Origin of the sequence: Arcicella rosea (genome assembly GCF_014204325.1) — a bacterium.
GTDB classification, from domain to species: domain Bacteria; phylum Bacteroidota; class Bacteroidia; order Cytophagales; family Spirosomataceae; genus Arcicella; species Arcicella rosea_A.
In genome coordinates this window covers 1-25528 of the sequence record NZ_JACHKT010000041.1, presented here as the reverse complement: position 1 = coordinate 25528, position 25528 = coordinate 1, and the positions used below count along the sequence as shown (strand labels likewise).

Sequence of the window (25528 nt, the reverse complement as noted above, 5' to 3'; positions counted from 1 at the left end):
TAATTTAAGATATTTTCGGATGGTTAAGTAACACTTAAGAAATAGAAACTCCCCGACTTTTTCTACTGTTTAAACGCTATTCAAATTTTGTTGAAAACACGAATCAATCTTTGTTCATTTCCGAACAAAAAGTGTATCATTTCCGAACACTTCTTCAAGAAAAATCCAATTAAACACCTAACTATCAATCACTTAACTTTTTGGCATTATCTTGTTAATAAATCATGCAAAACAGAATGGATAATTGATGAAACACATCTAATCTTATTAAATTAATTTCAATACAATGGATAGAGTAATCGAAAAAAAGAAATGGTCAGTTAAACGCATTCTTCCGTGGGTGGGTGGCGTAGCAGTAATTGGACTGATTGCAGCAAGTTATTTCAGCACCACAGGCAAGAGTAAACTGAATGTGGAAGAAGATAAAATTATGATTTCGGAAGTAAGCAAAGGAAGCTTTCAGGAATTTATTCCTGTAAACGGAATTGTGATGCCTATCCAAACCATTTACTTAGATGCCCTTGAAGGCGGTAGAGTTGAAGAGTTGTATGTCGAAGATGGTGCAATCGTAAAGAAAGAACAGCCACTGTTAAAATTATCGAATACCGACCTTGAATTGGATTTAGCAAACCGTGAAACTTCTGTTTTCCAGTTGATTACACAAATGCAATACACTCAAAATTTAGCTCGTGAAAACACCATTCGTCAGCAAGCTAACTTAGCGGATATTGATAACGCATTGGTAGAAGCCAAAAGAGTATATGAATTGAATAGCCGTTTGCACAAAGAGAAAGTGATTTCAGAACAAGATTATCGCTCATCTCTAAACCTATATAACTATAACCTCCGCCGTAAATCTTTGATTGAAAAAACCTTGAAACAAGATTCAATCACAACGGCAACACAATTAACACAAATGAAAGAAACCGTAGCCCGCACGCAAGAAACCTTGAAATTGATGCGAAAAAAGGCTGCTGATTTAGTGGTAAAAGCACCAGTGGCGGGTCAGCTTACTTCAAGAAATGCCGAAATCGGGGAGAACAAAGTGCGTGGTGTAAGATTAGGACAAATTGATGTACTCAGTGGTTTTAAGGTTCGTGCTGATATTGACGAGCATTATATTTCAAGAGTATTCATTGGTTTAACTGGCGATTTTACCATTTCGGATAAAGTATATAAACTCCGTGTGAAAAAAGTATATTCACAAGTAACCAACGGTAGATTCCAAGTAGATATGGAATTTGTAGGAACGCCACCAAGTGATATTCGTCGTGGACAAACGCTTCAAGTTCGTCTTTCATTAAGCGACCAAACGCAAGCGGTTTTATTAGCAAAAGGTGGTTTCTATCAGCAAACTGGCGGAAACTGGATTTTCAAAGTAGGTGAAAACGGACAAAAAGCTTATAAAGTTGACATTCAGTTGGGTCGCCAAAACCCTGAGTTCTATGAAGTATTAGAAGGCTTAAAACCAGGCGACAAAGTAGTGACTTCAAGTTATGAAAACTACGGAGATATGCAGGAATTGGTGATTAAGAAGCAGAAGTAGCTTTTTAGCTGTGAGCTATGAGATTTTAGCTTTGCCTGAAATTGTTCTTGGGATAAATAAATCAAAAAAAGCTCAAAGCTCATGGCTCATACATAGCTAAAAAGCTACAAAAGCTTCGCTCCATATCCATAAATCATTTTTCTGATTTCGTTGATTTTTTCATCTAATGATAAAAAAGTTACTGAATCAATATAGTTTAAATCTTTCGCTAAAAGCAATTGATATTCTAATTCGGAAGCAGAGCCTTTAGCAATTGTCAGAAAACGGTTGAGTTCAATATTACTTTCTCGACCACAACCTTCGGCAATATTAGTTGGAATAGAAGAAGAAGAACGTCGCATTTGGCTCACAAGTCCATAGAGTTCATCTTTCGGAAATAAAGAAGTGGTTTTATAAATTTCTAAAGTGAGTAAATGGCTTTTTTGCCAAACTTGTAGTTTCTTAAAATCTCTCATTGTAGTGTATTTTAGCGTTGAGCTGTGAGCTATCAGCTTTGAGATTTTAGTTAAAAGCTTTGAGATTACTTAGTGTAAATAAAAAAGCTCGTAGCTCAAAGCTGATAGCTCACAGCTAAAAGATAGTAACAATTTACTCAAAAATATAAATTAAAGATAAAAAGCTTAATCTAAAACTCAAAGCTCATGGCTCATAGCTCATGGCTCAACGCTAAAAGCTCATTGCTAAAAACTAAAAACTCATAGCTCACGGCTCAAAGCTCAAAGCTAATAAATCCTAAAATCATGCTTAAAATAACAGACTTAGAAAAAATTTACCGTACCGAAGACATCGAAACGGTTGCTTTAAATAAGCTTTCTTTAGAAGTAAAGAAAGGTGAATTTGTAGCCATCATGGGACCTTCTGGTTGTGGTAAATCTACTTTATTGAACATTATCGGAATGTTGGATGATGCCGAAAAAGGTAGCTTTATGTTCAATGGCGAAGAGATTATCCATTTCAACGAACGCCGCCGTGCTGACCTCCGCAAACGTAATATTGGTTTCGTGTTTCAATCATTCAACTTGATTGACGAACTAACAGTATATGAAAATGTAGAATTGCCATTGTTGTACTTGGGTGTAGATGCTGCCGAACGCAAACAAAAAGTAGAAGCAGTTTTAGAAAAAGTACAAATTATGCACCGTAGAAATCACTTTCCACAACAATTATCGGGTGGTCAGCAACAACGTTGTGCTGTAGCTCGTGCCGTTGTGAATACACCAAAATTAATCTTAGCCGATGAGCCTACAGGTAATTTGGATTCTACGAATGGTAATGAAGTAATGCAGTTATTAACAGAGTTGAATGAAGCTGGAACGACTGTAATCATGGTAACACACTCTGAACACGATGCACGTTTCGCCCACAGAATCATTCGTTTATTGGATGGGAAAGTGGTGATGGAAAATATTTTGGGATAACCTTATTGAGTGATTTAGTGAATTGTGAATGAGTGATTTTACTCTTATTTAATCACTAATTCACTCATTCACAACTCACTAAATATCAATTGCAAAAACCTTTAAAACCATGTTAACCAATTATATAAAAATCGCTTTTCGTAACCTTTTGAGGAACAAAAGTTACGCTTTTATCAATATTGCAGGTTTGTCTTTAGGGCTTACTTGTGCCATGTTGATTTTTGCTTTAGTTCGCTACCATTTCAGTATTGATAAACATCATAGCAAATATGAAAATACTTACAGAATCGTAAGTGAATTTGTTTCGAGAGAAGGTGGTGAAAATTTTCATTCTCCGGGTGTCCCCTATCCTTTGGGAAAAGCTGTTTTGACAGATTTTCCCAATATCGAAAACCTTTCGATGACGGAATTAGCAGAAGATTATTTCGAAGCTATTCCTTCGGCAAATGGCGAAGACAAAAAATTTAAAGAAACAGGCGAAGGTGCTTTTGTTGAACCTTCTTTCTTTAAAATTTTTGACTATGAATGGATTCAAGGTGGTTTTGAAGAGCTAAAAAATCCTAATACAGTTGTTATCAGCGAAAAAAATGCGTTAAAATACTTCAGCACAACGGATGTTATCGGCAAAATCATCAAACACGATGGTCGTTTGAACCTTAAAATCGTTGGCGTTTTCAAAGATTATAAAGACAATACAGATTTTGCCTACGAAGTAATGCCCTCGTATGCCAGTTTGAAAGAATATTATGGTTCTATCAACGATAATTTCGGAAGTACAAATAGCAGTACTCGTTGTGTAGTTTCATTGAACGAAAAATTCACCAAAGCTAATTGGGACAAACTAATGCCTGCTTTTGTAAAAAAATATCGTCCAGATGAAGCGAAATATATTCACTATGTAATGCAGCCTTTGAAAGAAATTCACTTTTCAGAAGACTACGGCGGCATCAACAAAAACCTTATTTTATCACTCTTTGCCATTGGTATTTTCTTAATTATTACAGCAAGTATCAACTTCGTCAACTTAGCAACGGCTCAGGCTTTGAAACGTTCTAAAGAAGTAGGTGTTCGCAAAGTTTTAGGAAGTTCAAAAGCACAATTGTTTTGGCAATTTATGGCAGAAACCGCCATGATTACGATTACTTCATTGCTGATTTCAATTGTATTATTTCAATTTGGAGAGAAAATCGCTCGTGAGTACTTAGATGGAGCTTTCAGATTTACTTTCTACTTCGATGCCTCTGTTATCTTGTATGTTGTCCTTATCATTCTTGCCGTTATCGTACTTTCTGGAGCGTACCCAGCTTTAGTATTGGCAGGATTTCAACCCGTAATGGCTTTGAAAGGCAAAATTTCAACGCAACAAGTAGGCGGTTTTTCTGTAAGAAGAAGTTTAGTAGTCGTTCAGTTTGCCATTTCGCAAATGCTAATTATTGGCATGGCAGTAGTGACAAGCCAACTGTCGTATTTTCAGAATAAGGATTTAGGCTTCAAAAAAGAATCTATCTTAACCATTAGTCTTCCTTTTATGTCGAAGCAAGATGTTGTCAAAATGAATACCTTCAAGAATTTGGCTTCGGCTGTTCCTGATGTAGAAAAAATCAGTTTTTCAATGTCGGGTCCACCGCAATCTGGCTGGGTAAATAGCACAAGTTTAAGATTTGACAATCGTGGAGAAGACGAAAAATGGAGTACTCATGTTAAAAGCATTGACGCTAATTATTTAGATTTATACGGTATAAAATTAGTAGCTGGGCGTAACCTTTACCCTTCTGATTCTATCAGAGAAGTAGTAGTAAATGAAGCTTTTGCGAAGAAGCTTAACTTCAAAGACCCTGCAAAAATTATCGGTAAAAAAATAGAAGCAAGAGGGCGAAAGGTAGAAATCGTGGGTGTTGTAAAAGACTTTCATCAACAGTCACTTTCCCAAACGATTGAACCTTTATACATGACAACCTTGGCTACAAATTACTATTCTGTCAATGTTAAATTACGTTCGGCTAATTTTCAAAAGGTAATTAAAACTTTAGAAAAAAGCTTTAATCAAGTATATCCAGAAAGTTATTTCAACCATCAATTTGTAGATGAAGCCATCCAAGCGGCTTACCAAGAAGAGGAAACAATGGGCAAACTTATCAACTTCTTTGCTTTGGTTGCCATTTTAATTGGTTGTTTAGGACTTTACGGTTTGGTGTCGTTTATGGCAGCACAAAAAACCAAAGAAATCGGTATCAGAAAAGTATTGGGAGCAAGTATTGGCAATATTTTAATGATGTTCGGAAAAGAATTTGCACAACTTATCATTATTGCTTTTGTGATTGCCGCTCCTGCTGCTTGGTGGATCATGAACGCTTGGTTACAGAATTACGAGTACAGAATCAGCATTGGGGCTGGAATTTTCTTGCTTTCTATCGCTACGACGATACTCATTGCCAGCATTACGGTAGGTTATCGTTCGGTTCGTGCATCCTTAGCAAATCCCGTAAAAAGTTTAAGAACAGAATGATTTTTGAGTTGGGAGTTTTGAGTGCGGAGTGAGGAGTAAATTTTCCGAAATCTGAAATACAAAATCTAAAATCCGCAATCTAAAATCCTGTAGTCCTCTAATCCTAAAGTCATCAATCCTAATCGTTAAAATTATGTTACAAAATTATTTCAAAATTGCTCTTAGAACCTTGTTGAGAAACAAAGCTTTCTCGGCAATAAATATCGTTGGTCTTTCGGTAGGAATGGCAGTTGCGATGCTCATTGGACTTTGGATTTTCGATGAAATTTCTTTCGATAAGTATCATCAAAAATACGACCGTCTGGCACAAGTGATGCAAAACCAAACTTGGAATGGCGTTACAGGTTCGCAAACGGCAATGCCTTTGCCTTTAGCTCCAGAACTAAGAGCTAAATATTCAGGAGATTTCAAAAATGTAGTTTTGTCTTCTTGGAACTTTGAACATATTTTGGCAGTGGGCGATAGAAAATTCACCAAAACAGGAAATTTTGTAGAACCCAAATTCCCAGAAATGTTTTCGTTCAAAATGTTGAAAGGTTCGCAAAAAGGTTTGAAAGACCCCTACTCTATTCTTATTTCTGAATCAGTTGCCACTGCTTTATTTGGTGATACCGACCCGATTAATAAAATCATTAAAGTAGATAACAAAACCAATGTAAAAGTAACGGGCGTTTATGAAGATTTACCACACAATACCACCCTCAGCGAAGTAACTTATGTATTGCCTTGGGAAATGTATCTGGCTACCGAAAGTTGGGTAAAAAACTCGCAAGACCAATGGAATAATAACTCATTTCAAACTTTTGCAGAGCTAAATCCAAATGCAGATTTTGATAAAGTATCCGCAAAAATCAGATTAGTAAAATTTAATCACGACAAACAAGATGCAGCCAAACCGATGGTTTTCTTGCATCCGATGAGTAAATGGCATTTATATTCTGAATTTAAAGACGGTAAAATAGCTGGCGGACGTATTCAGTTTGTATGGTTATTTGGCATTATTGGCGTGTTTGTACTTTTGTTGGCTTGCATCAACTTTATGAATTTAAGTACTGCTCGCTCTGAAAAACGTGCAAAAGAAGTAGGCGTTCGTAAAGCAATTGGTTCGGTTCGTTCGCAATTAATTACTCAGTTTTTAAGCGAGTCTTTACTCATTGTAGTGTTTGCTTTTGTGCTTACGCTTGTGTTGGTCACGCTTACTTTGCCGTGGTTCAATGAATTATCAGATAAAAAAATGTCCATTCTTTGGACAAATCCCTATTTCTGGATACTCAGTATTTCGTTTTCATTAATTACAGGTTTGGTTTCTGGAAGTTATCCAGCATTTTACTTATCGTCTTTCGACCCAATCCGAGTACTTAAAGGTACTTTTCGTGTGGGAAGATTTGCCGCCGTTCCACGGAAAGTATTGGTAGTAATTCAGTTTACCGTTTCAGTTACTTTAATCATCGGAACAATTATCGTTTATCGTCAAATTCAACATGCCAAAAACCGCCCAATTGGTTATAGTCGTGATGGATTGATTGCCATCAACATCAATACTCCTGAACTTGTTGGGCATTACGATGCACTTAGAAGTGATTTATTAAAAACGGGAGCAGTGTATGAAATGTCGCAGTCATCAAGTCCTACAACGGCAGTTTATTCCAACCAAATCGGTTTTAATTGGGAAGGCAAAGACCCAAATCTACAAGCACTTTTCGGAGTAATTGCCGTTTCGCATGATTATGCAAAATCAGTCGGTTGGCAATTTGTAGAAGGTAGAGATTTTTCAAGAAGTTTTTCAACTGATACTTCTGCAATGATTTTGAATGAAGCGGCTTCCAAGTTTATCGGTATGAAAAATCCTGTTGGAAAAAATATCAATTGGAACGATAAAAATTATCGTATCGTGGGTGTCATTAAAAATATGGTGATGGAATCCCCTTATGAGCCAATTAAACCAACAATATTTTTTATCAATTATGGTTGGGCAAATATTATCAATGTCAAGTTGAATCCTGCCATGAGTGCCTCCGCCTCTTTGGAAAAAGTAGGCGAAGTATTTAGAAGATACAATCCAGGCAGTCCGTTCGATTACAAATTTGCTGACGAACAATACGCTCTAAAATTCAGTGGCGAAGAACGCATTGGTAAACTCGCTACTTTCTTTGCTTGCTTGGCAATTTTCATTTCTTGTTTAGGCATTTTTGGTTTGGCTTCTTTCACGGCTGAACAACGCACGAAAGAAATTGGTGTCAGAAAAGTACTGGGTGCTTCAATTTTCAATTTATGGCAATTATTATCAAAAGACTTTGTGATGTTGGTCATGATTTCATTCTTAATCGCCACGCCAATTGCTTATTACTTTATGAATGGCTGGTTGAAAAACTACGAATATCGTTCAGAAATTTCTTGGTGGATTTTCGCAGCATCGGGTTTTGGGGCTTTAATAATTACTTTGCTAACAGTAAGTTATCAAGCCGTAAAAGCCGCTTCGGCTAATCCAGTGAAGAGTTTAAGAACAGAATAATTTTCGAATTAGGAGTTTTGAGTGCTGAGTGAGGAGTACATTTTCACCAAAAGTCAAAACTCCTAATCCAAAATCCTTTAGTCATTTAGTCATCAATCCTAAAGTCCAAACCCATGTTCAAAAATCATTTAAAAATCGCTTTGAGAATCTTGTTAAGAAACAAGGTTTATTCTTTCGTTAATATATTGGGTTTGGCAATTGGCGTAAGTGCCTGCTTGGTGATTTATTTACTTGTCAGCTTTGAACTGAGTTTTGAGGATTTTCAACCCGACCGTGAACGAATTTATAGAGTAACTTCTGGTTTCAAAGGCCAGCAAGGAGAAAATTATTATAACCCAGGTTTGTCTGCTCCAATGCCCGCTTCTCTTGCACAAGAAATTTCGGGTATAGAGTATCTATCGGCTTGTCATGTTTGGAGTGCAAGAACATCTTTACCAAACGACAAAAAAGACGGTAAAAATCCAGCTAAAATCTGGAAAAATGACAATTCAGAAGTATTGGTTTGTCAGCCAGAATATTTTAAAATTTTCAATTACGAATGGTTAGCAGGAAGCCCCAAAACAGCCCTCACTACGCCCAACCAAGTAGTATTAAGCCAGACAGAAGCAGAAAAGTATTTTGGCAAAATTCCTTTAGCACAAGTATTAGGCAAACAATTATACTTCAATGATTCTTTGGCGACAACTGTAACGGGCGTTGTGAAAGACTTTCCTGTTAATTCTGATTTTAAGTTTAAAAACTTTATTTCTTTCAAAAGTATCGAAGCCAAAAATTGGCGTAAAGAATTTCAATTAGACCAATGGACGAACACCAATTCGAGTTCAATGGCTTTTGTAAAACTTACTCAAAATGCCAAAGCAAATACTGTAAATGCTCAATTTCCTGCTTTTCTAAAAAAACATCTTGACCAAAAAGATGAGTGGAATAATGGTAGAATGCTGTCATTGCAAGCTTTATCGGATATTCATTTTAGTGATACATTACAAGACAATTTTTCAAGACAAGTACATTTACCAACGCTTTACACATTGTTGGGAATCGCTGGATTTTTACTTTTGATTGCTGCCATCAATTACGTTAATTTATCAACCGCACAATCTATTACTCGTGTTAAAGAAATCGGTGTTCGTAAAGTATTGGGAAGTAATAGAAAAACTTTAGTGATTCAGTTTTTATGTGAAACATTTATTATCACCACGTTAGCCGTCTTTTTTTCTGTTCTTTTAGTAGAACCTATTCTTTGGATTTTCAAAGAATTTATTCCGAAAGAATTATCTTTTAATGTTTTAAGTCCAAATATTTTAGGCTTTTTAGGCATCATCACGCTTGGCACTTGTGTTTTATCAGGCTTGTATCCTGCTTGGATGATTTCAGCATATCAGCCTGTTTCGTCTTTGAAAAACCAAGTATCGTCTGGCGGACAAACTCGAACTGCTCTACTTCGTAAAGCTTTGATTACTTTTCAATTTACAGCTTCGCAAGTATTTATTTTAGGAACAATCATTGTGGCTACGCAGTCGAAGTATATGCTTAGTAAAGACCTCGGCTTTAAAAAAGATGCCATCGTTAATTTTCACACAGATTGGAATGACGTAAACAGTAACAAGAAGAACGTACTCATTCAAAAACTAAAGCAAATTCCTGAAATAGCAATTGTTAGTCTTGGAGAAACACCAGCAAGAAATGGCTATTCTACCAACAGAGTAACTTATAAGGAAGGCGAAAAGGAAATCAAATTAGATGTTCATAGAAGAACGATTGATGAAAATTATATACCGATGTTTGGGATAAAAATCTTGGCAGGCAGAAATATCACCAATAGCGACACCGCCAAAGAGTTTATCATTAACGAAACTTACGCAAAAGCATTGGGTTTCAAAAAGCCAGAACAAGCCGTTGGACACTTTTTAGTTTATTCGGGTGGAAAAGGAGATTATAAATTACCCATCGTTGGCGTTGTGGCTGACTTTCATTTACAGTCATTACACAAAGCCATTCAGCCTTTGTATATGATGTCGGAAACTAAATATGAATCTGCTATCAACGTAAAAATTCATAGCAAAGGACAATCTTCGACTGATTTCAAAACTGTTTTAGCCAAAATAGAAAAAGCTTACAAGGAAATTTATCCTAATAGTTATGAAGAATTTAGTCCGCATTTTTTTGATGAAAGTATTGCCAAATTCTATGAAAAAGAAGAACGCTTTGCCAAAATTCTCAACACCGCTACGGGCGTTGCTATCTTGATTTCTTGCATGGGTTTATTTGGCTTAGTGGCTTTTACAACCCAACAACGCACCAAAGAAATTGGCATTCGCAAAGTATTAGGAGCTTCGGTGATGCAAATCATGCAATTGCTGTCGAAAGACTTTTTGAAATTAGTCATTTTAGGAATCTTCATTGCTACGCCGATTGCGTATTGGGCGATGAATCAATGGTTACAAGATTTCGCTTATCGCATTGATATTAGTTGGTGGATTTTTACGTTGGGCGGTATCGCCTCTATCACCATTGCTTTGATTTCTGTAAGTTATCAATCAGTAAAAGCCGCTTTGATGAACCCAGTGAAAAGTTTACGAACAGAATGATTTTTTGAGTTGGGAGTTTTGAGTGCTGAGTGAGGAGTAAATTTTTCACCAAACCTCCAAAATCCTAAAGTCCTAAAATCCGAAAGTCCTAAAATCCGAAAGTCAAGAAAATGTTCAAAAATCATTTAAAAATCGCTTTGAGAATCTTGTTAAGAAACAAGGTTTACTCATTTATCAACATTGCGGGCTTGGCTTTGGGGATTGCTGCCTTTTTGTTGATTTTGGAATATGTAAGTTTGGAAAAAAGCGTGAACCAATTTCACGCCAACTTGCCTACGATGTTCCGACTTTTGAACCAAAACTCCAAAGGCGAATCGTGGGCTCAAGTAGAACCGGGCTGGGCTACGAAAGCACAAGAACGTTTTCCAGAAATCAAAAGTTACTGTCGTGTAGCCGAGAGCGTTGGGCAAGGCGTAGTGAAATATGAGGCAAAAAATGTTTCTTTCCGTGAGAAAAAAGTAGCCTATTCAGAAAGTAATTTCTTTACTTTTTTTAGTTTTCCACTCATCAAAGGTTCGGCTTCGGCATTACAAAAACCTGATGTAGTTTTTGTAGCAGCATCTGTGGCGAAAAAGTACTTCGACCAAGAAAATCCTATCGGTAAAACGCTTACTTTATATAACCAATTTGGGAAAAAAGATTATTTAGTAGAAGGTGTTTTTGCCAATATGGGCGACCTTTCCGACATTCAACTCGACTTTGTTTTTTCATTAGAAACCTTAAAAAACCCAGCCAACCTCAATGATAACTCTTGGGCAAATCTTACTAATCTGGATTCTCAGTATATTGACACCTATTTTCAGTTAAATCAAAATACTGATTATCTGGCACTTGAAGGCAAACTCAATGTACTCCGCAAGGAACTCAGCAAAGAAAATGATGATATAACTTTTCGCTTACAACCTTTTTCGGAAATCCATTTAGCAAGCAGTTTTTCAGATACTTATCCACACAATGGCAATATCAAATATGTATTTATTTTAAGTGGCATCGCCTTTTTGATTTTACTGATTGCATGGTTTAATTATATCAACCTAAGTACCGCCAACGCCCTAAAAAGAGCCAATGAGGTAGGCGTAAGAAAAGTAATCGGAGCAACTCGCAACAATTTGGTGATGCAATTTTTGGGAGAATCTATTTTGGTAAACCTTTTAGCCTTTATTGGAGCTATTTTTCTGGTGACACTTTTACAACCATTTTTCAACGAAATCATTCAGAAAAACCTTTCGCTGAGTACTTTACTTTCCTCCTCTTTGTGGATTATTGGTTTGGGCTTGTTGATTATTGGTTCTGTCGCTTCGGGCATTTATACCGCTTGGGGTTTGGCGAATTTTAAATTGATAGAAACCCTAAAAGGAAAATTACACAAATCAGCTAAAGGGATTTTCTTGCGTAAATCACTCGTGGTTACCCAATTCAGTATTTCAATTGTACTGATTATTGTTACGTTGATTATTTTCAGTCAGTTGAAACACATGCAAAACCAAGATTTGGGCATGAATATCAAGCAATTGTTGGTAATAAAAGGCCCAGAAATTGGGAAAGACAGTACTTTCAAAAACCGAGTAAATGCCTTTGAAAACGATATTGCCAACCTCAATTTCGTAAATGATTATTGTACCAGCGGAAGCGTGCCAAGTAACTGGTATAATTTCACGACGGTTGGTTTTACTTCTGCCAAATCAAAAACTGGCGACGAACAAAAACCTTACTCTTTCGTAACGATTGGACATAAATTTCTAAAAACCTACGATATTCCATTGAAGGCAGGAAGAAGTTTTACCGAACAAGAATGTGACGTGGAATGGAACAATAATAGCAAAGTACTCTTGAACGAAAAAGCCCTTGAGCAACTCGGTTTTAAATCAGCCAACGAAGCCGTAAACGCTAAAATCAAATGGGACGAACGTTATTTGGATGTGATTGGCGTTGTGAAAGATTATCATCACAAAGGTTTACAAACCGCCATCGACCCGATGATTTTTTATCCTTTCAATAGTTCTTCGTACTTAACGATAAAGCTTGCTGGCGAAAATATGAATAGTAAAGTGGCGACTTTAGAAAATGTATTCAAAAAGCATTTTTCAGGAAATCCATTTGAGTTTTTCTTTATGAGCGAAAATTTCAACAAACAATACGAAACTGAAAGTCAGTATAGTACTTTGTTTACAATGGCTTCGGTTTGGGCAATTTTTATCGCTTGTATGGGACTTTTCGGTTTAGCTACTTTCACGGTAGAATCTCGTACCAAAGAAATTGGCATTCGTAAAATTCTGGGTGCGTCGGTATTCAGTATTGTACAATTGCTATCAAAAGACTTTTTGATTTTGGTAAGTATCGCCATCCTCATCGCTTGCCCGATTGCCTATTATTTTATGCACCAATGGTTACAAGATTTTGCGAGTAGAATCAATATTGAATGGTGGTACTTTGTGGTTGCGGGCGTTTTGGCTTTGGCAATTGCTTTACTCACCGTTGGTTTTCAAGCCACAAAATCAGCCTTGATGAATCCTGTGAAGAGTTTGAGAACAGAATGAGTTGAGTTGGGAGTTTTGAGTGCGGAATGAGGAGTATTTTTCACTAAAATCTGAAATCCTTATTACTTGACTCTTATAGTCTTCGGTCTTTTAGTCATATAGTCCTTTAGTCATAAATCCTAAAGTCCCAAAAAAATGATACAAAATTATCTAAAAATCGCTCTAAGAACCTTGCTCAGAAACAAGGTCTATTCCTTCATTAATATAGCGGGATTGGCTACTGGTATGGCAGTGGCTATGTTAATTGGTCTTTGGATTTATGATGAAATTTCCTACGATAAATCCCATGAAAATTATGACCGCATCGCACAAGTATTGCAACATAACCTTTATAATGGAGAAAAAACTACTCAGCCATCTAATCCAGCGGTAATGGCCGAAGAAATTCGCAGTCATTATGGTAGCGATTTTAAATATGTTTTACAATCTTCTTGGACATCAACCCATATTCTGACTTATGGAGAAAAGAAATTCACTAAATCTGGAAATTACTTTGAACCACAAGTAACAGATATGTTGAGTTTGAAGATGCTAAAAGGTACAAGAGGAGGATTGAAAGAACCAAATTCAATTTTATTATCTGAATCAGTAGCAAAAGCCTATTTTGGGGATACAAACCCAATGAATAAACTTATCAAAATTGATAATAAAGAAATAGTAAAAGTAACAGGCGTTTATGAGGATTTACCTTACAATTCCAGTTTTAAAGCAATGGAGTATATTTTGCCTTGGGAATTATACCTGATTACTAATCCTTGGATTAAAAAGATGGATGATCCTTGGGGAAGCAATTTTACCCAAACTTTTGTTCAATTGGCTGACAATGCTGATTTAGATAAAGTTTCAAAAAAAATCATCAATGTTAAATTCAATAAAGTTGCTAAAGAATACAAAAGCTATAAACCCGAAGTATTCTTACAACCTATGAGCAAATGGCATTTGTATGGTGAATTTAAAAATGGTATCAATGTGGGTGGAAGAATTGAATTTGTTTGGCTTTTTGGTATTATTGGCATTTTCGTTTTGCTATTGGCTTGTATTAATTTTATGAATTTGAGTACCGCTCGTTCGGAAAAACGAGCTAAAGAAGTAGGTGTCCGTAAAGCCATTGGTTCAGCTCGTAGCCAATTAATTATCCAGTTTTTAAGCGAATCCTTATTAGTTGTAGTATTTGCATTTATATTTTCAATCCTACTCGTTCAGCTTATTTTGCCAACATTCAATGAAGTAGCTGATAAAAAAATGGTCATTCTATGGACAAATCCTTTCTTTTGGCTGTTGGGTCTTAGCTTTAGCTTACTCACAGGTTTAATTGCGGGAAGTTATCCAGCCCTATATTTATCATCTTTCCAGCCTGTCAAAGTATTAAAAGGCACTTTCAAAGTGGGTCGTTATGCGGCTATTCCTCGTAAAGTATTAGTTGTTATTCAGTTTACCGTTTCTGTTACTTTAATTATCGGAACGATTGTAGTTTTCCGCCAAATTCAACACGCCAAAAACCGCCCAATTGGTTATAATCGTGATGGTTTAATCACCATGAATATGCAAACGCCTGATATTCATAATCATTTTGAAACCATCCGTGGGGAATTAAAAAGTACTGGAGCAATTTCAGAAATGACCGAATCTGGAAGCCCAACTACCGAAGTTTGGAATACAAATGGCGGTTTCGATTGGGAAGGAAAAGACCCAAATTTAGCCCTTGATTTCCCGAACAATGGCGTTACTTATGAATATGGAAAAACCGTAGGTTGGCAATTTGTCGATGGACGAGATTTTTCAAAAGACTATGCTACTGATTCTTTAGCCTTCGTAGTGAACCAAGCTGCCGTAAAATTCATAGGGTTAAAAAATCCAGTTGGAAAGACCCTTAAATGGAATGGTAAACCATTCAAAATTGTGGGTGTAATTAAAGACATGGTGGTGCAATCGCCTTATCAGCCAGTCAGACCATCACTTTTCCATATTTCTAAAGACCAAGAAAATATTCTTATCATTAAAATAAATCCAAAAATAAGCTCAAGAGAAGCATTGAGTAAAATGGAGACAGTATTCAAAAAATACAACCCAGCAGTTCCATTTGAATACAATTTTGTAGATGAGGAATATGCGAAGAAATTCGGAAACGAAGAACGAATTGGAAAACTGGCGACCTTCTTTGCCATACTTGCCATTTTTATCAGTTGTCTTGGCATATTTGGTTTGGCTTCTTTCACCGCAGAACAACGCACCAAAGAAATCGGGGTTAGGAAAGTTTTAGGAGCTACAGTTTTGAATTTATGGCAATTACTTTCTAAAGATTTTGTCTTTTTAGTGATGATTTCGTTACTACTTGCTACGCCAATTGCTTATTTTTTCATGAATAATTGGTTGAAAAAATACGAATACCGTTCAGATATTTCTTGGTGGATTTTTGTAGCATCTGGCTTGGGAGCATTATTGATTACTTTATTAACGGTAAGTTATCAAGCCATCAAAGCCGCCTCCGCAAACCCTGTGAAGAGTTTAAGAACAGAATGAGTTGAGTTGGGAATTTTGAGTGCGGAGTGAGGAGTAAATTTTCTACCAAAACCCTAAATCTGAAATCTGAAATCCCAAAGTCCTTTAGTCATCAATCCTAAAGTCCAAAAAAATGATACAAAATTATTTAAAAATCGCCATTCGTAATTTGCTCAGAAACAAGGTGTTCTCAGCAATTAACATTGTTGGTTTGGCTTTGGGAATCGCCACTTGCCTTGTCATCATGCTTTTTGTGTATGATGAATTAAGCTATGATAGATTTAACGAAAAAACAGATAGAATTTTCAGAGTAGTATTTAAAGCATCTATCAACGACGGAAAAATCAACGAAGCCAACGTAATGCCACCAACGGCTCAGGTTCTGAAAAACGATTATCCAGAAGTATTAGCAGCTACTCGTTTGCGTACCAGTGGTTCGCCTGAAATTATTTATCAAAATAAGAAATTTAAAGAACATGATTTCGCTTCTGTAGATGCCAATTTCTTTGATGTTTTTACTTTACCATTGTTGAAAGGCGATGCAAAAACGGCTTTGCGTGAACCCAACACCGCCGTTATTACGCAAGATTTTGCAAAAAAATACTTCGGTGATGAAAACCCAATTGGTAAAGTTCTATTTATCAAAAGTTGGAATGAAAATTATAAAGTAACTGGACTTATCGACAAAGTACCGCATAATTCTCATTTTCATTTTGACATTTTTGGTTCAATGGCTGGCGTAAAAGATGCCCAAGCAGCCTCATGGATGACATCAGGCTATTTTACTTATTTGGTTTTGCCCGAAGATTTCGACTACAAAGTATTAGAAGCCAAACTGCCACAAGTCATCAAAAAGTACATGGGTCCGCAAATCCAAACGGCAATGGGCATGAGCCTTTCGCAGTTTTTACAAAAAGGCAATCAACTTGGGCTTTTCTTGCAACCACTTACCAGTATTCACTTCGACGAAGGTTTCACTGGCACACTTGAACCCAGTGGAAACATTCAATATGTTTATATTTTCGGGGCAATTGCAGTTTTTATGTTACTCATCGCTTGTATCAATTTTATGAATCTTTCTACGGCTGGAGCTTCCAAACGTGCCAAAGAAGTGGGCGTTCGTAAAGTATTGGGTTCTATAAAACAAGATTTAATTAGCCAATTTTTGTTTGAATCCATCCTTTTAAGCGTCGTTGCACTGCTACTGTCATTGATGTTGGTACAATTGTCTTTGCCCGTTTTCAACGATTTAGCCGAAAAAGATTTACAGTTAGATTTCCTCAAAAACCCACTCCTACTCATTGCCTTCTTAGTTTTTGGTTTGTTGGTTGGTGTTTTGGCAGGCAGTTATCCCGCTTTTTTCCTTTCTTCTTTCAATCCTGTGGAAGTATTGAAAGGCAAATTCAAATTGGCAGGAAAAAGTATCAGTCTCAGAAGTGGTTTGGTGGTTTTTCAATTCTTTATTTCTATTGCTTTAATCATCGGTACAACGGTGGTGTATCAGCAAATTAAGTTTATTCAAAGCAAAGATTTGGGCTATGCCAAAGACCAATTACTCATCATGCGAAATACTTGGTCACTGGGCAAAAATGAAGAAGTATTTCGTCAGCAAATTTTGCAAGACCCAAGAGTATTGAGCGTAACCAGTGCGGGTTATTTACCTGCTGGGCCAAGTGATTCTAATAATTCAATGGGCTATCCAGATAGTGATGAATCACAAGTAATGCGGACATTGGAATACAAAATCGACGAACAATATATTCCAACAATGGGCATGAAAGTGATTGCTGGACGAAATTTCTCTAAAGATTTTGCGACGGATTCTACCGCCATGATTATCAACGAAACGGCTGCAAAAGCTTTCGGTTGGGGTAAAAATGCTGTTGGACATACCATTACTCGCTTAAAAAATAACGATGGCTTGAAGGTTACTTACAGCATCATTGGCGTTGTGAAGGATTTTCATTTCAAATCACTTCATGAAAATATTACGCCTTTGTTGATGGTTTCTGAAAAAACTTATGGTTTAACCATCAAAGTAAAAGGAAAAGATGTGGAAGGCTTGTTGGCTTCCTTAAAAAATCAATGGCAAAAGTTTAATGTAGAAGAGCCTTTTTCATATTCATTTATGGATGAATTATTTGAAAAAACATACCAAAGCGAACAGAAAATTAGTGTCATTCTGAGCATTTTTTCTGGACTTACCATTTTCGTCGCTTGCCTGGGTTTGTTTGGTTTGGCAACTTTCACGGCAGAACAACGCACGAAAGAAATTGGCGTTCGCAAAGTATTGGGAGCTTCAGTGAGTCAAATTGTTACTTTGCTTTCTAAAGAATTTTTAAAATTAGTACTGATTGCCTGCGGTTTTGCTTTTCCGATTGGCTATTGGCTGATGAACAAATGGCTACAAGACTTTGCCTATCGCATTGAAATCAGTGCTTGGATTTTTGTATTGGCTGGCATTTTAGCACTTTTTATAGCTTTGCTGACGATAAGTTACCAAGCCATCAAAGCGGCTTTAGCAAATCCTGTGACGAGCTTACGAACGGAATGATTTGAGTGATGAGTTTTGAATGCGGAGTGAGGAGTAATTTTTACGAAAATCTGAAATCCCAAATTTAAAATCCTTTTGTCCTTTAGCCATTAATCCCATAGTCCTGAAATCTTTAAATCATAAATATCATGCTACAAAACTATCTAAAAATTGCCATCCGAAATCTCTTGCACAACAAGGTGTTTTCGTTTATCAACATTGCTGGGCTGAGTATTGGTTTGGCTTGCTGTATGTTGATTGTACTTTATACCAAAGACGAAATCAGTTACGACCGTTTCCATAAAAACGTCAACCAGATTTATAGAATTACTTCTACCGAAACGTCGCCAGATGGCAAAGTAGATAAATACGGCATTACGGGAATGATGCCCGGTCCAACTTTTAAAGCACAATTACCAGAAATTGAAAATTTTGTTCGTCTGCAAGGTGAATCTTACAACATCAAAAAAGGCAACGAAATATTAGTACAAGATGCCTTGAAAGTAGATAGTTCGTTCTTTTCAATTTTTACTTTTGATTTTGTAGAAGGTTCTCCCAAAACGGCTTTGAAAGACCCGCAATCAGTCGTGATTTCGGAAGAGGTAGCCGAAAAATACTTTGGAAAAGTGTCAGCTTTAGGCAAAACTTTGTCTATCAATTATGATGATACTTTTCAGCCTTTTACCGTGGCTGGAGTAACCAAAAAGTCACCCCAAAATTCATCCATCAAAATAGATTTACTCATGCCTTTTCATCGTGAAAAAAACCATGATGACCAATGGATTAATTTCTATTTAAACACGATTGTAAAGCTAAAACCTTTCGCAAACCCAAAAGCTTTAGAAGCTAAATTTGCCAGTATTTACGCCAAAGAAGCCAAAGGACAGTTAATTGAAGCCAAAGAAAAATGGAATTTTCAAAGTACCATTCAGTATGGTTTACAGCCTTTTTTGGACGTTCATCTTTCAACTGACTTTAGAGCAGCCAATGGCTTAAAAGATGAGAGTGACCCGATGTACTCTTATGTTTTGATGGGGCTTGCTGTATTTTTATTGGTAATTGCTTGTATCAATTTTGTCAATCTTACGGTGGCTCGTTCTGTGAAAAGAGGAAAAGAAATTGGCATCCGAAAAGTAGTTGGTGGCGACCGAAAACAGTTGATTTTCCAGTTTATGGGCGAGTCTTTTGTGCTGAGTCTTATTGCTTTTTTATTAGCGATTTTTCTGGTAGAACTCACGTTGCCGATTTTCAACACTTTAGCCAACAAAGCACTTTCTTTGAAATATCTTTTTGATTTTCAATTGATTTCTTCCTATTTCTTACTCTTTCTTTTTACAGGTTTTTTGGCAGGTATTTATCCTTCGTTGGTACTTTCAAGTTTCAGTCCTGTTGATACACTTTATGGTAGATTTAAGTTTTCAAAAGGAAGTTTCTTGCAAAAAAGTTTAGTGGTTTTCCAGTTTTCGCTGGCGGCTTTTATGATGATGGCAACGCTTGTGCTTTATACGCAATTTGATTTTATGGTTAAACAAGATTTGGGTTATGACGATAAAAACATGGTAGATGTATCAACGGGCAGAATGACTTTGAGCGAAACCCATACTTTCAAACAAGAGCTTTTACAAAATCCATCTATTGAAAAAGTTGCCCCGAGACAAAGCGGTTCTTGGAGAACTATTGCCAAAGTGAATGGCAAACAAGAAATTTCTTTTGCCATTGATGTAGTCGATGAAGATTATCTTCCTACGCTAAAAATTCCGATGGTTCAAGGTAGAAATTTCTCTCAAGATTTTCCTTCAGATACCTCTCAGTCTGTTTTAGTAAATGAAACTTTTGTAAAAGAAGCAGGTTGGAAAAACCCCATCGGACAAAGGGTAAATTTCTTTTCAAGTAATAAAACGTATCAGGTAGTTGGCGTAGTGAAAGATTATCATTTCAATACTTTGCATGAAAGTATCAAACCTCAACTACTTACTTGTGACCCCAAAAGGTCTTCTTTTGCTCAACTGAGTGTCAAAATTAAGCCGACGGATATTCCAAGTACTTTAAAATTCATTGAAAAAACCTTCAAGAAGTTACGCCCAACACAGCCTTATATCTATGATTTTAAAGACCAAAGTAACCAAAAACAATATGAAAAAGAGGCGAAATGGAAACAAATTATCAGTTTCTCGGCCATACTTATCATCTTTATTTCGTGTATAGGTCTTTTTGGTTTGGCGACACTTTCAGCAGAAAAACGCACCAAAGAAATAGGTATCAGAAAAGTATTAGGAGCAAGTGCCTTAGCCATCGTGTCGATGCTGACGAAAGATTTCTTAAAATTAGTGTTGGCTTCGGTCGTTTTTGCCTTTCCATTGGCTTGGTGGGCTGCTAATAAATTCTTAGAAAATTATCCCTATCGTATTCAAATAAGTACTTGGATGTTCGCTACGGTATTCGTGCTTTTGGTTTTGATAACCATTCTAACCATTAGTTATCAAGCCTTAAAATCTGCTTTGGCTAATCCTGTGAAGAGCCTTAGAACAGAGTAATTTCTTTCAAAATGTTAAAAAAAGTTAAGCTCAATTGAAACGCTGTGATAAGTATTAATGCTTGATTATCTTCACTTTAAACTAAAAAATGAAGAAATTATGTTGAAAGTTTACTTTAAAATAGCTTGGAGAAACTTGATGAAAAGGAAGTTTTACTCCTTCGTTTCTATCTTGGGTTTGTCGGTGGGTATTTCGTTTTCACTACTGATTGTTACTTATATCTGGGGAGAATTACAGGTAAATGCTGATTTGAAAAATGTTGAAAATCAGTACTTGATTAAAAGTAAATGGAAGCAAGCTGACTTCGGTTTAGAAATCACAACGCTTGCTCCGCTGGCAAAAACTTTGAAGGTGAATTACCCCCATTTGGTAGAAAATTACTATGGTTTTGAAGGTTATACTTCTACGATTTCAAACGGTGACAAAGCTTTCAGAGAAGATATTCAAATTGGCGATGCTACTTTATTGAAAATGTATGGTTTTGAATTGCTTTATGGCGACAGCCAAAGGGCTTTAGACCAACCTTATTCAATGGTGATTTCGTCTGAACAAGCCATTAAGTACTTTGGTAAATTGGATTGCGTTGGTAAAAGTCTGACGGTAGAATCAAATGCTGGGAGCAAAAAGAGTTTTATGATTTCGGGTGTTTTGGGAAAAGTAAATACCAATTCGGTGATGAACTTACTTTCTGATACCAGAATCCCAATTTTTATGTCGTTTGAAAGTAGTAAATTCTGGGGAATCGAAAATTACTTCGCTTGGAACAATCCTTATAATGTTGGCTATGTTGAGTTGAAAAATGGCGTAAAACCTGAAAGTGTTGTTCAGGTAATGTCTAAACTTATCAAAGCCAATGCACCAGAAAATATTAGTACAAACCTTCAAGCTTTTCTTGTTCCGATGAAGGAGGTTTATCTTGAAGCAAACAACGGTATCGTAAAAAAGACCATTCTTACGCTGTTTTTCGTGGCTTTGTTTATTCTGCTGATGGCAATTGTTAATTTTATCAATATGTCTATCGGCAATGCAGTTACAAGACTCAAAGAAATCGGTGTTAGAAAAATGCTTGGTAGCCAGAAAAAGCATTTAATGCTTCAATTTTTGGCAGAATCTATCTTGATTTCTTTGTTCAGTTTATTGATTTCTCTGATTCTTTATGAAGTATTTCAGCCATTTTTCGGACAAATGCTTCACAAGAAAATACCTTCTTTGTTGGCGGTTTCACCTTATTTTTACCTTTTTGCTGTACTTTTTTCGGTGCTGATTGGATTGATTTCGGGCATTTATCCAGCTTTTATTTTGTCCAATTTACCTTCCATAGATTCTTTAAAAGGCAAACTGAAATCTATCAAAGAGAATATTTTCTTACGAAGAGTCCTTATCGTTTCGCAGTTTTCGATTGCTCTTTTTGTTTGTGTTGGGGCAAGTGTGATTAATAAACAGGTCAGTTATTTTTTTAACAAAGATTTGGGCTATCAGAAAGAAGCTGTGGTTACGCTGAGTGTTCCTCGTGATTGGTCGCCACAAGGTGTTGATAAAATGGAACGCATCCGAGACGAAATGGCAAAACTAAAAGAAGTAAGTCAAGTAAGTTTATCCTATGATATTCCAGCAGGGCATGGCGGAAATAACAATGCTTTCTATAAAATGGGACAAGACTCCACCCAAGCAGTTTATGTTCAGACCATTACAACGGATGAAAAATATGCGGATACTTATCAAATTCCAATGGTTTCAGGCTTATATTTTCAGCGAAAACAAGAGAGTTACCAAGCAGGAAAAATTGTTGTAAACGAAACCGCTGCAAAAACTTTAGGATTTAAAAAGCCCGAAGAAGCTGTCGGTCAGCAAATCAGGATTCATTATTATCCACAGCCATTTACGATTGTTGGCGTTACGAAAGATTTTCATATTGCTTCAATGCACAAAGCCATTTCGCCTTTGGTGTTTATGAATGTGAAAGATTTTACCTATTTCAGATACTTATCTTTCAAAATTCAGCCGAGTAATCTTGCTCAGTCTTTATCGAGTATCGAACAAAAATGGAAAACATTAATGCCAGGTTCGGCTTTTGAATATACTTTTATTGACGATACCTTACAAAAGTTGTATCAATCTGAAATTCAGCTTAAAAAAGCCTCTCAAATCGCAACGGTTTTATCGGGAATTATTGTGCTATTGGGAATTTTAGGAATGGTTTCGATGAGTATCGCTCGCAGAACCAAAGAACTGGGTATTCGCAAAGTATTGGGAGCTTCGAGCATCAGTATCGTCATGCTTTTTCTGAAAGAATTTGTGGTTTTAATAGCCATTGCCATCGTTATTGCTTTTCCGCTTGGCGTACTGAGTATGAACAATTGGCTCTCAGCTTATGCTTATCGTATAGATTTAAGTTGGCAAATGTTTGCCATCGTTGCTTTCGGATTCAGCATTATTATTAGCCTTTTTGTTTTCTTACAAACCTTTAAAACAGCTTTAGAAAATCCTGTAAAAAGCTTAAAAACAGAGTAAAAAATACTTTTATAAAATCAACAATATGCTAGAACTCAAAAATATTTTTCGTTGGTATAATTCAGGCGTGAACAGAGCTTTCGTTTTACGTGATGTTAGTTTGAATATTGAACAAGGTGAATTTGTATCCATTATGGGGCCGTCGGGTTCGGGCAAATCTACTCTTTTACATATTTTGGGAATGATGGATGAGCCGAATGAAGGAGAGTACTCATTTTTGGGAGAAAACGTCTTGAAAATCAAAGAAAAACAGCGTGCAGAATTATACAAAAAACACATTGGATTTGTTTTTCAGGCTTATCATTTAATTGATGAACTTACGGTGTATGAAAACATAGAAACGCCGTTATTATATCATGGCATTGGTTCGTCTGAAAGAAAATCAATGGTAGCAGATATTTTAGACAGATTCAATATTGTTGGGAAAAAAGACCTTTTCCCGAATCAACTTTCGGGTGGACAACAACAATTAGTCGGTATTGCCCGTGCCATTATTACGAAACCTAATTTGATTTTGGCAGATGAACCAACAGGCAATCTGAACTCAAAACAAGGACAAGAAATCATGGAATTATTTAAAACATTGAACGATGAAGGCGTAACCATTATACAAGTAACTCATTCAGAAAAAAATGCTACTTATGGAAGCAGAGTAATTGAATTATTGGACGGACGCATAGAAAGATAATAAATTTAGTTTTGGTTTAAGTGTTAGTCGCTCATTGATATTCACTGAGCGACTTTTTTATATCAATCTTTTCAAATTTACGGTTGTAAAAATTACTTCTTGACCTCTTTTTACAACCACATTAATTGGTTTACCTTCCCCTTTTTGAAAGATTTTGTAAATATCAGTTATTGATAAATCTTTGTATGATTTATTATTGATAAAAATCACTCTATCGCCTTGTTGTAAACCTGCTAAATATGCGGGTGAATCTTCAATAATTCTTTCAATCAGAAACTCATGATAATCGCTACCACTTGCCAGTAACTCCATTCCACTCATGTTGTGTTCAAATGGTTCTTTCATTCTTCTATTAATCGGTTTCAACACCACATATTTATCCCGATAATTGAAAGTAACTTTAAATCTTCTCAGAAATTCACAGCCAATATTTCCTTGACGCTCAGAGAAATTTATTGGTTTCAAATGATATGATGAACTATCAGGAAATGATGCTACCACATTATTTAGCTCATATCTCCCAAATTTTATCTTAGGTAACCTACCTAAATTCCCATTGATAATTCCACTCAAACCACGACCTAACTGGGCTTTCACTACTTTAGGTGGTAATTGAATATTAAATTTCTTATTTACTTCAATCGAAATAGCATGACCAGCACCAGTATCCAATAGTACTTTAATGGGTACTGTTTGGTCGCCATTCACTAATTCTACAACATCCAAAAAAGGTTTATTTTCTTCAATTGTGATTGGGAAACGTTGTCCTTTTGAAGGCTTATATTTATAATGTTCTGGATTTTCTAAAATAATCTGATTGACCGCAAAATCAATCGTTACGGCAAAACGATTGAAAAGGTCATATCCAATAATTCCATGTATGGGCTTTCCAACAAATTCACTGAGTTTTAAAATGTCATTTTTCAGTACAACGATATTCTGACGATAACCAATTACCTCGCCCATTTTTATCGTATTATCAATCACAATACCTGCTTCTAAATCATTTCCAACGCCAACACCAGCTATTTTCACATTTCTGCTATATATCATTCTTTGTTTTTCAGCCACCTTAGAATCCGTCACAATAATAGAACTCACACCTGTATCCAGAATAAAGCGTAGTGTGTCAGAATTATTGATTCTGATAGGCACAATGATTAAATTAGCATGAAGTTCAAAAGGGATTATTGAGTTTTTTCTTTTTTTAACTAACTGAAAACCAAAGTTCTCTTCAAAGGCAGGTTTGAGTTTGATTTTTTTAGGTCGTTCACTTCGGACATAAGTGCTTACTCGTACACCTCCATTATTTTGTTCAGCATAACTCGTAGAGTCTTGACAATACCCTGCCAGCGGTAAAGTACTGAACAATAATATTTTATGCCAAGCCAGTTTCATGATAAGAGTCTTTTTTCTTAACTTAAATATCGGAATAATATTACTTATTCCCAAAGAATTGCATTGAAAAAATAATGTTTATTCAAAGAAAAGTACTGAAAAATATAGTGAAAGTTTAAAACAGAAAAATATAGAGATTAGAAATGGGGAAATGAGTAATAAAATTTGGCTCAACCCTTAAACTGGGCTGATGATTAAACATTGTTGATAATTTCTCAAATCTGGCGTTAAAAGTAGTTGAAAAGTTTCTTGTAAAGC

The 25528-nt window shown here is 36.1% G+C and carries 13 protein-coding genes; 11 read left to right on the top strand and 2 right to left on the bottom strand.

Annotation, left to right across the window (positions count from 1 at the left end; all coding sequences use genetic code 11):
- Window positions 1-286 precede the first annotated feature (286 nt).
- Entirely contained in the window at window positions 287-1546 is a 1260-nt protein-coding gene (locus HNP25_RS19460) for an efflux RND transporter periplasmic adaptor subunit (RefSeq protein ID WP_184137039.1), read from the top strand.
- A gap of 104 nt (window positions 1547-1650) precedes the next feature.
- On the opposite strand, the gene HNP25_RS19455 is transcribed toward HNP25_RS19460, so the two are convergent.
- On the bottom strand, window positions 1651-2001 hold the full coding sequence (locus tag HNP25_RS19455; RefSeq protein WP_184137037.1) for a four helix bundle protein: 351 nt from the start codon (window positions 1999-2001) through the stop codon (window positions 1651-1653).
- A 285-nt stretch (window positions 2002-2286) separates the two neighbouring features.
- Here HNP25_RS19455 and HNP25_RS19450 point away from each other — a divergent pair, with 285 nt between their 5' ends.
- The 10 genes from HNP25_RS19450 to HNP25_RS19405 all read left to right on the top strand — a co-directional run bounded on the left by HNP25_RS19450 (window position 2287) and on the right by HNP25_RS19405 (window position 23872).
- On the top strand, window positions 2287-2964 hold the full coding sequence (locus HNP25_RS19450) for an ABC transporter ATP-binding protein (RefSeq protein ID WP_184137035.1): 678 nt from the start codon (window positions 2287-2289) through the stop codon (window positions 2962-2964).
- Window positions 2965-3073: 109 nt separating this feature from the next.
- The gene (locus HNP25_RS19445; protein WP_184137033.1) at window positions 3074-5470 is read left to right on the top strand and encodes an ABC transporter permease; all 2397 of its coding nucleotides are present in this window, start codon (window positions 3074-3076) and stop codon (window positions 5468-5470) included.
- Between the two features lie 133 nt (window positions 5471-5603).
- The gene (locus tag HNP25_RS19440) at window positions 5604-7982 is read left to right on the top strand and encodes an ABC transporter permease (RefSeq protein ID WP_184137031.1); all 2379 of its coding nucleotides are present in this window, start codon (window positions 5604-5606) and stop codon (window positions 7980-7982) included.
- A 113-nt stretch (window positions 7983-8095) separates the two neighbouring features.
- Window positions 8096-10570 (top strand): ABC transporter permease, encoded by a 2475-nt coding sequence (locus HNP25_RS19435; protein ID WP_184137029.1) that lies wholly within the window; start codon window positions 8096-8098, stop codon window positions 10568-10570.
- 110 nt (window positions 10571-10680) lie between these two features.
- Complete coding sequence (locus HNP25_RS19430) at window positions 10681-13107, top strand: ABC transporter permease (RefSeq protein ID WP_184137027.1); 2427 nt, start codon at window positions 10681-10683, stop codon at window positions 13105-13107.
- 135 nt (window positions 13108-13242) lie between these two features.
- A complete protein-coding gene (locus HNP25_RS19425; protein WP_184137025.1) occupies window positions 13243-15627 on the top strand; it encodes an ABC transporter permease in 2385 nt (794 codons plus the stop codon).
- A 112-nt stretch (window positions 15628-15739) separates the two neighbouring features.
- On the top strand, window positions 15740-18160 hold the full coding sequence (locus HNP25_RS19420) for an ABC transporter permease (RefSeq protein WP_184137023.1): 2421 nt from the start codon (window positions 15740-15742) through the stop codon (window positions 18158-18160).
- A 128-nt stretch (window positions 18161-18288) separates the two neighbouring features.
- A complete protein-coding gene (locus HNP25_RS19415; RefSeq protein ID WP_184137021.1) occupies window positions 18289-20673 on the top strand; it encodes an ABC transporter permease in 2385 nt (794 codons plus the stop codon).
- A 99-nt stretch (window positions 20674-20772) separates the two neighbouring features.
- Window positions 20773-23184 carry an ABC transporter permease gene (locus HNP25_RS19410; RefSeq protein ID WP_184137019.1) on the top strand — a complete coding sequence of 804 codons (2412 nt, stop codon included), beginning with the start codon at window positions 20773-20775 and terminating at the stop codon, window positions 23182-23184.
- 25 nt (window positions 23185-23209) lie between these two features.
- Window positions 23210-23872, top strand: coding sequence for an ABC transporter ATP-binding protein (locus HNP25_RS19405; protein ID WP_184137017.1), 663 nt, complete (start codon window positions 23210-23212; stop codon window positions 23870-23872).
- Between the two features lie 57 nt (window positions 23873-23929).
- On the opposite strand, the gene HNP25_RS19400 is transcribed toward HNP25_RS19405, so the two are convergent.
- Window positions 23930-25270, bottom strand: a complete 1341-nt coding sequence (locus HNP25_RS19400; protein ID WP_184137016.1) for an aspartyl protease family protein — start codon at window positions 25268-25270, stop codon at window positions 23930-23932.
- Between the last annotated feature and the right edge of the window lie 258 nt (window positions 25271-25528).

Bases quoted from the DNA above. Each gene is read 5' to 3' on its own strand.
- HNP25_RS19460 (WP_184137039.1), top strand. From the start codon at position 287: ATGGATAGAGTAATCGAAAAAAAGAAATGGTCAGTTAAACGCATTCTT.
- HNP25_RS19455 (WP_184137037.1), bottom strand. From the start codon at position 2,001: ATGAGAGATTTTAAGAAACTACAAGTTTGGCAAAAAAGCCATTTACTC.
- HNP25_RS19450 (WP_184137035.1), top strand. From the start codon at position 2,287: ATGCTTAAAATAACAGACTTAGAAAAAATTTACCGTACCGAAGACATC.
- HNP25_RS19445 (WP_184137033.1), top strand. From the start codon at position 3,074: ATGTTAACCAATTATATAAAAATCGCTTTTCGTAACCTTTTGAGGAAC.
- HNP25_RS19440 (WP_184137031.1), top strand. From the start codon at position 5,604: ATGTTACAAAATTATTTCAAAATTGCTCTTAGAACCTTGTTGAGAAAC.
- HNP25_RS19435 (WP_184137029.1), top strand. From the start codon at position 8,096: ATGTTCAAAAATCATTTAAAAATCGCTTTGAGAATCTTGTTAAGAAAC.
- HNP25_RS19430 (WP_184137027.1), top strand. From the start codon at position 10,681: ATGTTCAAAAATCATTTAAAAATCGCTTTGAGAATCTTGTTAAGAAAC.
- HNP25_RS19425 (WP_184137025.1), top strand. From the start codon at position 13,243: ATGATACAAAATTATCTAAAAATCGCTCTAAGAACCTTGCTCAGAAAC.
- HNP25_RS19420 (WP_184137023.1), top strand. From the start codon at position 15,740: ATGATACAAAATTATTTAAAAATCGCCATTCGTAATTTGCTCAGAAAC.
- HNP25_RS19415 (WP_184137021.1), top strand. From the start codon at position 18,289: ATGCTACAAAACTATCTAAAAATTGCCATCCGAAATCTCTTGCACAAC.
- HNP25_RS19410 (WP_184137019.1), top strand. From the start codon at position 20,773: ATGTTGAAAGTTTACTTTAAAATAGCTTGGAGAAACTTGATGAAAAGG.
- HNP25_RS19405 (WP_184137017.1), top strand. From the start codon at position 23,210: ATGCTAGAACTCAAAAATATTTTTCGTTGGTATAATTCAGGCGTGAAC.
- HNP25_RS19400 (WP_184137016.1), bottom strand. From the start codon at position 25,270: ATGAAACTGGCTTGGCATAAAATATTATTGTTCAGTACTTTACCGCTG.